Origin of the sequence: Oryzisolibacter propanilivorax, assembly GCF_900103645.1 — a bacterium.
GTDB classification, from domain to species: Bacteria; Pseudomonadota; Gammaproteobacteria; order Burkholderiales; family Burkholderiaceae_C; genus Melaminivora; species Melaminivora propanilivorax.
This window is the reverse complement of sequence record NZ_FNHP01000004.1, coordinates 262,641-276,117: the sequence shown is the minus strand read 5'-3', so window position 1 is coordinate 276,117 and position 13,477 is coordinate 262,641. Positions and strand designations below refer to the sequence as shown.

General features: G+C 71.4%; 17 protein-coding genes. 12 read left to right on the top strand and 5 right to left on the bottom strand.

Annotated elements, in window-relative coordinates:
• Nucleotides 1-2 precede the first annotated feature (2 nt).
• From narJ to BLQ61_RS08860, 7 genes are read left to right on the top strand one after another with little or no spacing between them, the layout of a single operon-like run.
• Nucleotides 3-731 carry a nitrate reductase molybdenum cofactor assembly chaperone gene (gene narJ, locus BLQ61_RS08890; protein ID WP_091568998.1) on the top strand — a complete coding sequence of 243 codons (729 nt, stop codon included), beginning with the start codon at nt 3-5 and terminating at the stop codon, nt 729-731.
• Nucleotides 732-735: 4 nt separating this feature from the next.
• The gene (narI, locus tag BLQ61_RS08885) at nt 736-1,515 is read left to right on the top strand and encodes a respiratory nitrate reductase subunit gamma (RefSeq protein WP_091568997.1); all 780 of its coding nucleotides are present in this window, start codon (nt 736-738) and stop codon (nt 1,513-1,515) included.
• 25 nt (nt 1,516-1,540) lie between these two features.
• Complete coding sequence (locus tag BLQ61_RS08880; RefSeq protein WP_091568995.1) at nt 1,541-2,326, top strand: peptidylprolyl isomerase; 786 nt, start codon at nt 1,541-1,543, stop codon at nt 2,324-2,326.
• Nucleotides 2,327-2,368: 42 nt separating this feature from the next.
• On the top strand, nt 2,369-3,064 hold the full coding sequence (locus BLQ61_RS08875; protein WP_091568993.1) for a carbonic anhydrase: 696 nt from the start codon (nt 2,369-2,371) through the stop codon (nt 3,062-3,064).
• Nucleotides 3,065-3,078: 14 nt separating this feature from the next.
• On the top strand, nt 3,079-3,741 hold the full coding sequence (locus BLQ61_RS08870; RefSeq protein WP_091569140.1) for a nitroreductase family protein: 663 nt from the start codon (nt 3,079-3,081) through the stop codon (nt 3,739-3,741).
• Complete coding sequence (locus tag BLQ61_RS08865) at nt 3,738-4,178, top strand: ribonucleotide reductase subunit alpha (RefSeq protein WP_091568992.1); 441 nt, start codon at nt 3,738-3,740, stop codon at nt 4,176-4,178. The genes BLQ61_RS08870 and BLQ61_RS08865 overlap by 4 nt, the downstream gene beginning before the upstream one ends.
• Nucleotides 4,175-4,744, top strand: coding sequence for a hemerythrin domain-containing protein (locus tag BLQ61_RS08860; protein WP_091568990.1), 570 nt, complete (start codon nt 4,175-4,177; stop codon nt 4,742-4,744). Before BLQ61_RS08865 ends, BLQ61_RS08860 begins: the two co-directional genes overlap by 4 nt.
• A 55-nt stretch (nt 4,745-4,799) precedes the next feature.
• On the opposite strand, the gene BLQ61_RS08855 is transcribed toward BLQ61_RS08860, so the two are convergent.
• Together BLQ61_RS08855 and BLQ61_RS08850 are read right to left on the bottom strand one after the other, a co-directional pair.
• Nucleotides 4,800-5,090, bottom strand: coding sequence for a BTH_I0359 family protein (locus tag BLQ61_RS08855; RefSeq protein ID WP_091568988.1), 291 nt, complete (start codon nt 5,088-5,090; stop codon nt 4,800-4,802).
• Nucleotides 5,091-5,177: 87 nt separating this feature from the next.
• On the bottom strand, nt 5,178-6,449 hold the full coding sequence (locus BLQ61_RS08850; RefSeq protein WP_091568987.1) for a DUF3108 domain-containing protein: 1,272 nt from the start codon (nt 6,447-6,449) through the stop codon (nt 5,178-5,180).
• A gap of 148 nt (nt 6,450-6,597) precedes the next feature.
• Between BLQ61_RS08850 and BLQ61_RS08845 the strand changes: the two genes are divergently transcribed.
• The 3 genes from BLQ61_RS08845 to BLQ61_RS08835 all read left to right on the top strand — a co-directional run bounded on the left by BLQ61_RS08845 (nt 6,598) and on the right by BLQ61_RS08835 (nt 9,445).
• The gene (locus BLQ61_RS08845; protein ID WP_091568985.1) at nt 6,598-7,539 is read left to right on the top strand and encodes a fumarylacetoacetate hydrolase family protein; all 942 of its coding nucleotides are present in this window, start codon (nt 6,598-6,600) and stop codon (nt 7,537-7,539) included.
• Between the two features lie 310 nt (nt 7,540-7,849).
• Nucleotides 7,850-9,067, top strand: a complete 1,218-nt coding sequence (locus BLQ61_RS08840; RefSeq protein WP_091568983.1) for a M20 aminoacylase family protein — start codon at nt 7,850-7,852, stop codon at nt 9,065-9,067.
• Between the two features lie 120 nt (nt 9,068-9,187).
• A complete protein-coding gene (locus BLQ61_RS08835; RefSeq protein ID WP_091568981.1) occupies nt 9,188-9,445 on the top strand; it encodes an acyl-CoA-binding protein in 258 nt (85 codons plus the stop codon).
• Here BLQ61_RS08835 and BLQ61_RS08830 read toward each other — a convergent pair.
• From BLQ61_RS08830 to BLQ61_RS17360, 3 genes are all read right to left on the bottom strand, one after another.
• Complete coding sequence (locus BLQ61_RS08830) at nt 9,423-10,556, bottom strand: aminopeptidase (protein ID WP_091568980.1); 1,134 nt, start codon at nt 10,554-10,556, stop codon at nt 9,423-9,425. The genes BLQ61_RS08835 and BLQ61_RS08830 overlap by 23 nt on opposite strands.
• Before the next feature lie 47 nt (nt 10,557-10,603).
• Complete coding sequence (locus BLQ61_RS08825; protein ID WP_091568978.1) at nt 10,604-11,155, bottom strand: hypothetical protein; 552 nt, start codon at nt 11,153-11,155, stop codon at nt 10,604-10,606.
• A gap of 129 nt (nt 11,156-11,284) precedes the next feature.
• A complete protein-coding gene (locus BLQ61_RS17360) occupies nt 11,285-11,446 on the bottom strand; it encodes a hypothetical protein (RefSeq protein WP_175488259.1) in 162 nt (53 codons plus the stop codon).
• A 307-nt stretch (nt 11,447-11,753) separates the two neighbouring features.
• Between BLQ61_RS17360 and BLQ61_RS08820 the strand changes: the two genes are divergently transcribed.
• Both BLQ61_RS08820 and BLQ61_RS08815 read left to right on the top strand, forming a co-directional pair.
• Nucleotides 11,754-13,040, top strand: coding sequence for a class I SAM-dependent methyltransferase (locus BLQ61_RS08820; RefSeq protein ID WP_091568977.1), 1,287 nt, complete (start codon nt 11,754-11,756; stop codon nt 13,038-13,040).
• Nucleotides 13,041-13,097: 57 nt separating this feature from the next.
• Complete coding sequence (locus tag BLQ61_RS08815) at nt 13,098-13,433, top strand: DUF1840 domain-containing protein (protein ID WP_091568975.1); 336 nt, start codon at nt 13,098-13,100, stop codon at nt 13,431-13,433.
• The last annotated feature ends 44 nt before the right edge of the window (nt 13,434-13,477 follow it).

Here is a 13,477-nt window from a genome sequence, read left to right as displayed (position 1 = left end):
GCATGGCGCAGCAAGAACCGCACAACATCCCGGTAACGCAGCGCGTGGCCGGGCGCCACCCCGGCGCGGTCAGCCTGCGCGTGCTGGGCGCGCTGCTGGGCTACCCCGACGCCGCGCTGCGCGAGCACCTGTACGAGATGGAGGCGCTGCTGGCGGCCGACGGCGTGCTGTCGGCCAGCCGCCGCGCCGGCGTCGCCGCGCTGGTGCGCCATCTGCAGGAGGGCGAACCGCTGGCCGTCGAGACCGAGTACGTCGAGCTGTTCGACCGGGGCCGCGCCACGTCGCTGTACCTGTTCGAGCACGTGCACGGCGACTCGCGCGACCGTGGCCCGGCCATGATCGACCTGGGCGAGACCTACGCCAAGGCCGGCTTGCTGCTGGTTGAGGACGAGCTGCCCGACTACCTGCCGGCGGTGCTGGAGTTCGTCTCCACCCAGCCGCCGCGCGAGGCCAAGGGCTTCCTGGGCGAGATCGCGCACCTGCTGGACGCGGTGCACGCCGCCCTGGTGCAGCGCACCAGCCCCTACGCCGCGGCGCTGGCGGCGCTGCTCGACCTGGCCGGCCACAAGCCCAAGGCCGACACCCCGGTGCCGGTCGAACCCCCGCTGGACGAGAGCTGGCAGGAGCCCGCCGCCTTCGACGGCTGCTCCTCCGCCGGCCAGGCCCGCCCCGGCCAGCCCCAGCCCGTGCACATCGTGCGCAAGAACCCACTTCCGTCGCAAGGAGCCTGAAACCATGGACTCGCTCTACCGCTTCCTCTTCCAGGTCTACCCCTACGTGTGCTTCGTCGTGTTCATCGTGGGCAGCCTGATCCGCTTCGACCAGAACCAGTATTCCTGGAAAAGCGATTCGTCCCAGATGCTGCGCACCGGCCTGCTGCGCTGGGGCAGCAACCTGTTCCACTTCGGCATCCTGTTCCTGTTCTTCGGGCACATGGTGGGCCTGTTCACGCCGCACAGCGTGTACGGCATCTTCATGAGCGCCTCGACCAAGCAGATGCTGGCCGTCACCGCGGGCGGCATCGCCGGCGCCATCTGCTTCGTCGGCCTGACGATGCTCCTGATCCGCCGTCTGAGCGACCCGCGCATCCGCTACACCAGCCACCCCACCGACATCGCAGTGCTGGTGGTGCTGTGGGTGCAGCTGTCGCTGGGCCTGCTGACACTGCCGCAGTCGCTGCAGCACACCGACGGCAGCGCCATGCTGATCCTGGCCGACTGGGCGCAGCGCATCATCACCCTGCGCCCGGTAGACGCCGCCGCGCTGGCCGGCCTGCACTGGTCGTTCCTGGTGCACATCGTGCTGGGCGTGACCATCTTCCTGCTGTTCCCGTTCAGCCGGCTGGTGCACGTGTGGAGCGGCTTCGCTTCCATCTTCTACGTGCTGCGCCCCTACCAAGTCATGCGCTCGCGCCGCCTGAACGTGCCGGCCGGCCAGAACCTGCCCGGCCAGCCCAGCGCCGTGCCGACGCCCAACGTGGCCGACGCCATCGACAACCCGCGCGCCGCACGGTAAATAGCGCCCCGCCTAGGATACGGCCATGACCGCCACTGCCCTTGCCCCCCAGGACGCCCGCATCAACGGCGTCGCGCTGGCCGATGCCGGCGAGCAGATCACCCCCGAGGAGCTGCGCCAGCGCGCCTGCACCGAACTGCTGCGCCAGGCGGCGCAGAAAGACGGCCTGCTGGCGCAGGACGACCCGGCGCCGCAGGCCGGCGCCATCAGCGAGGCTGCCAGCGAGGCCATCGAGCAGTGGCTGGAGCGCAATCTGCAGGTCCCCGATCCGACCGAGGAGGCCTGCCAGCGCCACCACGCGGCGCACGCCGCGCGCTACCGCCAGGGCGAGCGGGTGCACGTGCGCCACATCCTGTTCGGCGTGACGCCGGGCGTGGACGTGGGCGCGCTGCGCTCGCGCGCCGAGGCCTGCCTGCTGGACGTGCGCTGCCATGACAACAGCGAGGAAAGCGGCTTCGCCAAGGCCGCGCGCGAGCTGTCCAACTGCCCGACCGGCGCACAGGGCGGCGACCTGGGCTGGCTCAGGGCCGAGGACTTCGCGCCCGAGATGGCGCAGGAGATCTTCGGCCGGGCCGAGATCGGCGTGCTGCCGCGCCTGGTGCACAGCCGCTTCGGCCTGCACGTGGTCGAGGTGCTGGCGCGCGAGCCCGGCACGCCGCAGCCCTACGAGGCGGTGCGCGGCGCGGTGCAGCTGGCGCTGCGTCAGCAGTCGTGGGTGACGGCCCTGCGCCAGTGCCTGCAGCTGCTGGCCGCCGATGCCAACGTGCAGGGCGTCGAGCTGGACGAAGCCAGCTCGCCGCTGGTGCAGTAACGCAGCAGCCCGCTGCCCGCCGCACGAGTCGACCCGTTGGCCATGGACCAGCCCGCCGGCACCGTTCCCGACGAGCTGCTGCAACGCCTGCAGCGCTTCCACTCGGACTACTTCCCGCTGCACCAGCAGCGCTTCCAGGACCTGGTGGCCCAGGGGCAGAGCCCGAAGACGCTGTTCATCGGCTGCTCGGACTCGCGCCTGGTGCCCTACATGCTGACCGGCACCGGGCCGGGCGAGCTGTTCATGGTGCGCAATGTGGGCGCCTTCGTGCCGCCGTACGACGGCTCGCACGGCCACCACGGCACGGCGGCCGCGATCGAGTTCGCGGTGCTGAGCCTGGAGGTCAGCCGCATCATCGTCTGCGGGCACAGCCACTGCGGCGCCATCAAGGCGCTGTATGGCGAGGTGCCCGACGAGGCACAGAACCTGCAGCGCTGGCTGGACTTGGGCCGCAGCGCGGTGCTGCCGGTGCAGGCCTGCGACGAGGCGCTGCGCCGCACCGAGCAGCGCGCCGTGGTGCTGCAGCTCGAACGCCTGATGGAGTACCCGATGGTGCGCAAGCGTGTCGAGGCCGGGCGCATCAGCCTCTATGGCTGGCACTACGTCATCGAGGAGGGCGAGGTGCATGTGTTCGACGTCGAGCATGGCGGCTTCGTCGCCGCCTCGCGCGCGCAGTGCAGCGGCACCGGGCCGTATGCGCCGTACGTCGAGCACGACGGGCAGGTGCTGCTGGACTGATGCCCGAACGCCCCATGCCCCAGGCTCCTGCCGGGCAACAGCCTGCCGAGGAGCTGCTGGCCGCACTGCTCACTCAGCGCCAGACCATCCTGCCCAAGCGCCTGGGCGCGCCCGGACCCGACGCGCACCAGCTGCACGCCATCCTGCAGGCCGCCAGCCATGCGCCGGACCACGGCCAGCTGCTGCCCTGGCGCTTCGTCCTGGTGCCGCTATCGGCGCGCGCGGCGCTGGGCCAGGCCTTCGTGCAGGCGCTGTTGGAGCGCGACGCCCAGGCCAACGCCGAGGAGCAGGCGCGCGCCCGCGAGAAGGCGCTGCGCGCGCCGGTGCTGCTGCTGGCGACGGTGGATGAGCGCGCGGACGACGAGGAACACGCGCAGGTCCCGGTGCCGGAGCGCATCCTGTCGGCCGGCTGCGCCGTGCAGGGCCTGCTGCTAGCGGCCACGGCGCTGGGCTATGGTTCGGCCCTGACCAGCGGCAAGGCGCTGCAGTCGGCCGCGCTGCGCACGCTGTTCGCCCTGCCGCCGCATGAGCGCGCGCTGTGCTTCGTCAGCATCGGCAACGTGCTGTCGCGCAAGCCGCCGCGCGAGCGGCCGGCCGCCTCCCAATACACCGCGCTGCTGGTGCCCGGCCAGGGCACGCAGCCGCTCGACCTCACAACCGGAAGCATTCCCCCATGACCACGCCATCCACCACCCACGAGATCCAGCACTTCGACGACCTGCTGCGCGCCGCGCGTGCGCAAGCCGAACACCAGCGCCTGCTGCTGGTGTTCGTCACCGCCGAGCTGCCCGAAGGCGCCAGCGCCGCCCAGCGCGAGGGCTTCGCGCGCGGCGAGGGCGGCGCGCTGATGCCGCTGATGTGCGTGGACAAGCTGCCTGCCGAGATCGCGTCCTTCGACACCTTGGTGCGCGAGTCGCGCGAATACCAGCTGCCGGGCCAGGACTGGCAGCTGATCTTCGCTGCGGCGCTGGTCGGCACCAGCGCCAGCGGCCCCAGCGATGCGCAGACCGACAGCGCGCTGAACCGCATGGTCGAGTCCATCAAGGGCGGCGTGGTGGACGGCTACCTGGCCTTCGACCGCAGCGGCCAGCCCGTGCAGCTGGGCCGGGCATGAGCGGCGGGGCACGCGTGTCGCTGCCGGGGCTGCGTAGCCCTGGCGCGGGCTTCGACGAGCCGTTCGCCATGCTGGACGCCTGCCACGACCGGGTGCGCCGCTCTCTCGATCTGCTGCAGCGCCTGCGCGCCTACCTGCAGGACACGGGCTGCGATGACTCCGCCCGCCAGGCGGCGCGCGACGTGCTGCGCTACTTCGACCTGGCCGCGCCGCTGCACCATGAGGACGAGGAGCTGCACGTCTTCCCGCCGCTGCTGGCGGCAGGCGATGCGCAGGTGCGGGAGGTAGTGCTCCAGCTGCAGCGCGACCATGTGGCGATGGCCGGGCGCTGGACGGCAGCACGTGGCGCGCTGCTGGCGCTGGCCGAAGGGCTACAGGACACCTTCACGCCCGGACAGGAGCAGGCACTGGAGGATTTCGCCCAGGGCTACGACGAGCACCTGCGGCACGAGGATCTAGCGGTATACCCGGCGGCCCAGGCGCTGCTGGACCAGGAGCGCCTGCAGGCCATGGGACAGGAGATGGCGCAGCGCCGCGGGGCGACCGTGCAGCTATCGAAAAAATAGCTGCAGGCCCTTAAAGCATGAAGGCTGCAGCCGAGTTTGGTTAAAAAAAGGTGCCTCAGTGCACCACCACCGGGTTCTGCGCCAGGCCAGCGTAGCTGTCCAGTGTGTCTTCCACTTCCTGCTGCGTCGGCGCGTTGCGCTGCCACGCCAGGATCTGTTCCTGGAACATCTCGGCCCAGGAGCCGTCCAGGTAGACCTCCTTGCCCGAGCGCTTGTCCACGATCTCGAAGCCGTGGCGCACCAGCTGGGGCGGCAGGGCAGCACCATCGGCCGCGGGCGCGGCGGCCTCGGCGTCCGGCTGCATGTGGACGACCACGAAGGAGTCGGAGTCGTAGAGCATGTGCATGGTGTTCTCCCTGTTGTCTGGTTGCAACCACCAGATGGCCCCAGTGTGCCCAACTTCAACCCGGCGCGCGTCGTTCGCCCCAGGCCGTCAGGGTGTAGTACGTTCCTGCAGCTTCAGGTCGGCGAAGTCGCCATTGGCCTGGGTGATGCGGATGCGCACCGGCAGATAGTCCAGCTGCGTGCCCAGCCACAGCTCGGCCTTCTGGTCGTAGTCATGGCCTTCGCGCGGCACGCGCTGCAGCTTCAGCGCGGGTGTCTCGCCGATGGGCAGCTGCAGCACCTCCGGCCCCTGCACGGTGAAGGCCCAGCGGTCGGCGCTCTTCACGCCCACCGTGGTCAGGGTGATCTGGGTGCCCGTGGGGTAGCGTTCGGGGGCGGCGGCCAGCATCGCGCCCAGCTGCAGGAACACGCTCAGCCGGTCCTGCGCGCCTGGTGCCAGCGGCGCCGGCGGGGCATTGCTGCTGAACGTCACCTGGCCCGCGCCGAAGTCGAAATGCGCCGCGCGCTCGCTGCGGAACTTGTCGCCGAAGCGCTCGGGCTGCAGGCCATGGGCGGTGATGCTGCCCCGGCTGCTCTGCGAGCGCGTGCCGACCAGGAAAGCCTTGATCTGCTGGCGCGCTTCGTAGTGCGCGCCGTCCTGGCGCCAGTCCAGCTCGGCACTGGCGTGGTATTGCAGGCGCTTGGCCTGGCCCTGCACCTCGAAGGCCAGCTGCGCCGACGCCGGCAGGCGTACCGGCGGCAGCGGGCCAAGGGGCAGCGCGCCACTGCCGCCGGGCGGACGGATCTCCACACCCGTATCCGCCAGGGCTCCTGCGGCGGGACGGGGCGCCGTCTCGCTCTCGGCCGGGGCCACCGCTGCTGCGGGCTGCACGGCAGCCTCGGGCGCAGGCGCGGCATCCGCGCCCGCCTGGCTCGCCGCCGCCCCTGCCGGTACTGGCCGCTCATCGGCGGCCGGCTCGGTGCGGGCAAGCAGCGTGTCGCCCGGCTCGGGCAACAGATCGGTCGGATAGGCGGACAGCGCGGCCGATTCGGTCGGCAGTGGAGCTGCCTCGGCCGGTAACGGCTGCGGTACGGGAACGGGACTTGAAGCGGGTGCCCGAGGGCGTGGCGCAGCCCGGCGCGGCGCTAGGCGCGCAGCCGGCGCAGGCGCGGCCGCAGGAGGTGCAGAGGGTGCGGCAGCAGCCGGCGGGGCAGGGGGCAGCAGACGCGTCTGGAAGGCCAGCGGCGCCGTCTCTCCTGGCTGGGTGCCACCGGCGCGCAGCGGCAGTGCTGCCAGCACCGCCCAGTGCCCGGCCAGCACCACGGCGGCCAGCAGCGCCAGCCGTGCGCGGCGCGGACCGGTACGCCCGGCGCCGCTCATGCGCAGGGCCTGCCACGCCGGCTCGCCCGGCCAGGGCGGCCCTGTACGCCGCCTAGAATTTCGCGTTTTTTCCGGTGTCCCATCACACTGCTGGATTGCCCGGGTGGCCGGCAGTTCCCGTGCCAGGGGCGCCGCACGTCCAAAGCCCATGAAACTTGCCACCTACCAGGACAGCTCGCGCGACGGCCAGCTGGTCGTCGTGTCGCGCGATCTGAGCCAGGCCCATTATGCGACCGGCATCGCCAGCCGCCTCCAGCAGGTGCTGGACGACTGGAGCTTCCTGGCGCCGCAGCTGGCCGATCTGTCGGCCGAGCTGAACGCCGGCCGCGCACGCCATGCCTTTCCCTTCGAACCGGCGCGCTGCCTGGCGCCGCTGCCGCGCGCCTTCCAGTGGGCCGAGGTGCAGACCGGGGCGCAGGCCGCGACGCGCGCCACGCCGCCGCTGGTGCAGGGTGCCGGCGACGCCCTGCTGGGGCCGTACGACGCACTGCGCCTGCCCGGCGACGACCTGGACATCGACTTCGAGGCGGGCCTGGCGGTCATCGCCGGCGACCTGCGCCAGGGCGCGACGCCGGCGCAGGCGCTGGACGCCGTGCGGCTGGTGATGCTGTCCAGCAGCGCCGTGCTGCGCCAGCCGGCCGAGGCCGAGCGCGCTGCCGGCCTGGCGCCGATGCGCTCGCGCCCGGGCACCGCCTTCAGCCCGGTGGCCGCCACGCCCGACGAGCTGGACGGCGCCTGGCAGGACGGGCGCGTGCAGCTGACGCTGCAGTGCAGCCTGAACGGCCGGCGCCTGGGGCTGTGCGAGGCGGGCGCCGGCATGGCCTGGCACTTCGGCGAGCTGCTGGCGTACTTGGCCGGCACGCGCCACGTGCGCGCTGGCAGCATCGTCGGCAGCGGCGCGCTGGACGGGGTGGATGCGGCGCGCGGCCAGGCCAGCATCGCCGCGCGGCGTGCGGCCGAAGTCGCCGCCACCGGCCAGCCCGTCACCGGCTACCTGCGCTTTGGCGACGCGGTGCGCGTGGAGATGAAGAACCGCGCCGGGCACAGCGTGTTCGGCGCCATCGACCAGGAAATCGCGCCACTGGCGTGAGCCATGAGTTTTCATGAGCCAAATCTGCCTTTGGCCCTTATTTTTTCTGGGCTTCTGGCTATTGTTTTGATAGTTGCGTAAGGGTGCTCGCGTGTGCTGCGCCCTATGGCCATACAAGCCTGTGCCATGCCGCAGGCGAACATGTCGTTGACGCGGCGGGCGACCGGAGCGCGGCCCGCAGGGCCGGTTCGCATGGCGGCGCAAGACGGAGCGCGCTGCAGTGGCCGGCAATGCCCCCCGCGCGTGCGCGGGACGCAGCGCGCCGCTAGACTGGCTGGCTCCCAGCATCCTTGACGCGGAGCCCGCCACCATGAAGATCATCGACTCCATTGCGCTGCAGGCCGCGGCCATCGCCGCCGTGCGCCGCGACATTCATGCCCACCCCGAGCTGTGTTTCGAGGAGGTGCGCACCGCCGACCTGATCGCCGCCAAGCTGACCGAGTGGGGCATCCCCATCCACCGCGGTCTGGGCACGACCGGCGTGGTGGGCATCGTGCACGGCCGCGACGGCGGCGCCTGCGGGCGCGCCGTGGGCCTGCGCGCCGACATCGACGCGCTGCCGATGCAAGAGTTCAACACCTTCGAGCACGCCAGCCGCCACGCCGGCAAGATGCACGCCTGCGGCCACGACGGCCACACCGCCATGCTGCTGGCGGCGGCGCAGCACTTTGCCGACCCGGCGCAGCGCGACTTCGACGGCACGGTGTACCTGATCTTCCAGCCGGCCGAGGAGGGCGGCGGCGGCGCGCGCGAGATGATCCAGGACGGCCTGTTCGAGCAGTTCCCGATGCAGGCGGTGTTCGGCATGCACAACTGGCCCGGCTTGGCGCTGGGCAGCTTCGCCGTCAGCGCCGGGCCGGTCATGGCGTCGTCCAACGAGTTCAAGATCACCATTCGCGGCAAGGGCGCGCACGGCGCCATGCCGCACTTAGGCATCGACCCGGTGCCGGTGGCCTGCCAGATGGTGCAGGCCTTCCAGGCCATCGTCAGCCGCAATAAGAAGCCTATCGAGGCCGGCGTGATCTCGGTGACCATGATCCATGCCGGCGAGGCCACCAACGTCGTGCCCGATGCGTGCGAGCTGCAGGGCACGGTGCGCACCTTCTCCATCGAGCTGCTCGACCTGATCGAGCGGCGCATGCGCGCCGTGGCCGAGCATACCTGCGCGGCGTTCGAGGCCACGTGCGAATTCGAGTTCGTGCGCAACTACCCGCCAACGGTGAACAGCGCGGCCGAGGCGGCGTTCGCCGCGCAGGTGGCCGCCGGCATCGTCGGCCAGGACAACGTGCGCGCCCAGGAGCCGACCATGGGCGCCGAGGACTTCGCCTACATGCTGCAGGCCAGGCCCGGCGCCTACCTGTTCATCGGCAACGGCGACGGCGACCACCGCAGCATGGGTCACGGCGGAGGGCCGTGCACGCTGCACAATCCCAGCTACGACTTCAACGACGAGCTGATCCCGCTGGGCGGCACCTTCTGGGTCGAGCTGGCGCGCCAGTGGCTGGCGCAGCCGTCCGCCGCCGCCTGAGCGAAGCGCCGTACCGGCGCCCAGCCCCGCCCACGTGGCGGGTTTTTTTCGCGCCAGAAAAAGCACGACCGTTCGCATCCTGACTACACTGCGGCCTTTGCCACCTTGCAGGAGACCCGCATGTCCGATCTGAACGCCACCTTCGAGGCCGCCGTCGCCAACTCCAAAACCCTGAGCGAGCGTCCCGACAACCCGACGCTTTTGAAGATCTACGCCCTGTACAAGCAGGCCACGGCCGGCGACAACCAGGACAAGAAGCCGAGCTTTTCCGACATCGTCGGGCGCGCCAAGTGGGACGCCTGGGAAAAGCTCAAGGGCACCGACGCCGACACCGCCAAGCAGCAGTACATCGACCTCATCGAATTGCTGCGCGGCTGAGCTCGGCCAGCGCCGCATCGCGCTCGGCCTGGCTGGCGGCGGCCAGCCGGCGCACGGCGGCGTGAAAGCGCGGCCAGTCGCGGCCTTCGCGTTCGAACAGCGCCAGAAAGGCCGGCACCTGGTCGTCGTAGGCGCCCTGTGCGGCAAAGCTGGCGTTGTTCGCCTCGCGCACCCAGCGGTCGGTAGGGATGAGCTGCGCCGTCGATATGCCGGCCTGCAGCCACTGCGCGCGCAGCCGGGCGTAGTCCGTAGTGAACTGCGCCAGCGCCTCGGCCTTGCGGGCGGCATGCGCGGCGTCCAGGCCGTCCGGCAGCGGGTTGTCAGCGTAGATTCCGGCCAGCCGCGTCCGGGTGCCGCCGGTCAGTTCGCGCCACTGGGCGCGGCGGGTTTCGCTGGCGGCGTACTGCCGGCGCGCGGCGGCGTCGCCGTGCGCATCCAGCCAGGCCTGTACGCCCAGGTGCTCCACGGCCGTGGCATAGGACTCGTTGAAGGCGGTGTCACCGCTGGCGTAGGCCTGCTGGTGCGCCAGCTCGTGGAACACCAGGCGCACGAAGTCGCCCTCGGGCCAGCCGATGAAGGTCGACAGCAGCGGATCGCCCCCCAGCCAGTTGCTGTAACCCAGGGTGGAATACGCCGGCACCGGGTACACGCTCACCTCCAGGCCCTGCGCCGCCAGCCGCTGCCCTTCGGCGCGCGCGTCGTCCTGCGCGAAGTAGCCACGGTAGCCGATGCAGCCGGTGACGGGAAAGCACCAGCGGTGCAGTGCCAGCGACCAGGGCGGCGCGGCGACCACGTTCCACACCGCCGCCGGGCGGTCCAGCCGCGCGTAGCGGGTGTAGCTGGCGTTGTCGGGCAGGGCCAGCTGCTGGCTGGCGAAGGCGCGCGCCTGCTGCGCCAGGCGCAGGCGCTGGCGCAGCGGCTCGGGCGTGTCGGCGTCGGCGATCCACTCGGGCAGCGGGCGGGCGGCGTGCAGCAGGTCCAGGTGCCCGCGCAGCGACTGCCAGTAGTAGCCCAGGGCGCCGTGCGGCTGGGCGCAGCCGGCCAGCAGGCCGCTGCACAGGGCCAGGATCAGGACGCAAAGGGCACGGAGAAAAGGCGGGCGGCGTGGCATTGCCCCCAGCATAGGGCGGGGCGGCCCGTGTCTCGGGTCGGCCAGGGTCAGGCGGCCGCGTCGGAACGGATGGTGATGCTGTCGAAGCCCAACGCCAGCAGACAGGCGCGCAGGATGACCACCGCGGCGGCGAAGTGCGGCGCCGCGAGTTCGCCGGGCTCGGCGTCGGACCCGGGCTGCAGCAGGCGCTGGTACAGCGCCTCCAGCGCGGACAGCGGCAACAGCAGCTCCGGCTGTGCCTCCAGCCCCGCCGCCAGGGCGATCTGGCGCACCCCGGCGTCGGTGGTGTAGAGCGACGATTGCAGCGCCAGGCGCTCGCGCAAGGGCGCGAAGGCCTGCTGCGCGGCATCGCCCGCAGCCTGCAACTCGTCCGGCAGGGGCGGCTGGTGCGCGAAGCGCGTGGCAGCAGTGACGCGCGCGCCCAGGTCCAGCGTGCGCAGCAGCAGCGGCGCCTGCGCCGCGTGTCCACTCGCCAGAGTGGTGTGCGCACCGCCGATGTGCAGCGTGGTGAGGGCGCTGCCGGCAGGCACCTCGTCCGCCAGGATGCGGTAGAGCACCGGGGCGTCTTCGGTAGTGGGGGGCGCGGGCGTATCGGTCATGGCAGGGCGCGGGCGCTGGAGTGGGATCGGGGCGATTGTGCAACAGCCCCCGCGCCGAGCCGCGGGCATGAAAAAGCCCTCGCGCGGAGGGCTGTCCTGGCAGGCATGGCGGAATGCCCGCCCGGCGCATCAGCGATGGCGCTTGCCCGGGTTCTTCTTGTGGTGCGTGTTCACGCCGCGCTCCAGGCTGACGCGCTGGCCGGTGCCCTGCTTGAGCAGCGGCATGCCGGGCATCGGGGTGGGGCGGGGAGTGGCCTTGCGGTCGGCTTCGGTGACGATTTTGTTGCCCATGGTGGCTCCTGACGATAGGTCGAAAAAACGAAAAGTCCGCTATTAGGCCATAGCCGGCGCGCCCGGCCGCGGCGCGGGGGCGTGCGCAAGCACTCTGGCATGCGCCGAGGCCCAGTATGGAGATACAAAAAATATAGCGACAGGTCCTTTTGTATCAAGGCATTGAGGCTGGTTTGACCATCATTTCTGCTGTGAGCCCGCGTCGGACAACAGCCCGCCAAACCGTCGGATGGTGCACCTTGACCCGGCGGGCGCAGCTCCCAGAATGTTCCCTGCCGTCAGCCGGGCGGCATGACTGGGGGTTGGCATGAAGAACCTGCTGCATGCGCTGGAGCGCAGTCTGGCCCTGTCGCCGGTGGGCATTGCCGTGGAGCTGCCCGACGGTACCCGTGTGGGCGCGCCCGACGCCGAGGTACGGCTGCGCCTGGCCGACCGCATGGCGCTGGTGGCGCTGGCCATGGGCGAGATCGGCAGTGTCGGTGCGGCCATCGTCGAGGGGCGGGTGGCCCTGCAGGGCAGCATGCGCCAGCTGATGGCCGCCGGCGCGGCGCTGCTGCGCACCGACCCGGCGCGCGACGGGACTACGCACTGGTGGCAGCGCGTGCTGGCGCGGGCGCGCTCGCGGGCCGCGCACACGCTGCGTGGTGACGCGCAGAACATCGAGTTCCACTATGACCTGTCGGACGATTTCTATGCCCTGTGGCTCGACCCCCGGCGCGTGTATTCCTGTGCTTACTGGCGCCAGCCCGACCTCAGCCTGGCGCAGGCGCAGGAGGCCAAGCTGGACCACATCTGCAGGAAACTGCGGCTGCAGCCGGGCGAGCGCTTCCTGGACATCGGTGCCGGCTGGGGCGGGCTGCTGCTGTGGGCCGCCGAGCACTACGGCGTGCAGGCCACGGGCATCACCCTGTCGCACAACCAGCATGCCCACGTGCAGCGGCTGATCGACGCGCGCGGCTTGGCCGGCCGCGTGCGCATGCTGCGGCTGGACTACCGCCAGCTGCAGGCGCCCGAGCCGTTCGACAAGGTGGCCTCGGTGGGCATGTTCGAGCATGTCGGGCGCGCGCAGATGGACGACTACTTTCGCACCGTGCACCGGCTGATGCGCCCAGGCGGTCTGGTGCTGAACCACGGCATCACCGCCGGCGGGCTGGACAACGATGGTCTGGGTGCCGGCATGGGCGACTTCATCGAGCGCTACATCTTCCCCGGCGGCGAACTGCTGCACGTCAGCAGCGCGCTGGCGCACCTGGCGCGCGCCGGGCTGGAGATGGTGGACACCGAAAACCTGCGCCCACACTACGCCCGCACGCTGTGGGCCTGGTCGGATGCGCTGGAAGCGCGCCAGGACGAGGCGCTGGCCATCCTGTCCGCCCAGCACGGCCCCGAACACGGTGCGCGGGCGCTGCGTGCCTACCGGCTGTACCTGGCCGGCTGCGCCCTGGCCTTCGAGCGCGGCTGGATCGCGCTGCACCAGATCCTGGCCGTGCGTCCCAGTGGGCACATCGAGGGCGGGCCGCTGCCGGGCATGCAGGGTGACTATCCGTTCAACCGTTCCTACATGTACGAGGGCGCCGGGGCGGCAGCGCCGTGAGCGCGGGTCGGCTTATCCTCGACACTGATCTTTCATTCTTCACCGCAGGACCGCCGCATGCTCTACAAATTCAAATCCCGCGCCACCGCCGACGTCATCATGCTGGAGGCCAATGCGCGCCAGCTCCTGAAGATCGCCGGCAAGGGTGACGAGCCGCACGGCATCATCACCGCCGCGCAGATCCCGGCCGCCATCGAGGCGCTGCAGTCGGCCGTCGCCGCCGACGAGGCCGCCGACCGCGCGCAGGACGCGCAGCCCGGTGCGCAGGACGAACGCGAGGCGCAGCAGGACGAGGGCGCGCCGCGCGAGCCGGTGCGCCTGCATCAGCGCGCCGCGCCCTTCATCGACATGCTGCGGCGCAGCGCCGCCGAGGGGCACGACGTCATCTGGTGAGGCCTGCGCGCGCCGGGCGTACGGCGCGCCCGCGCACCGCCGCA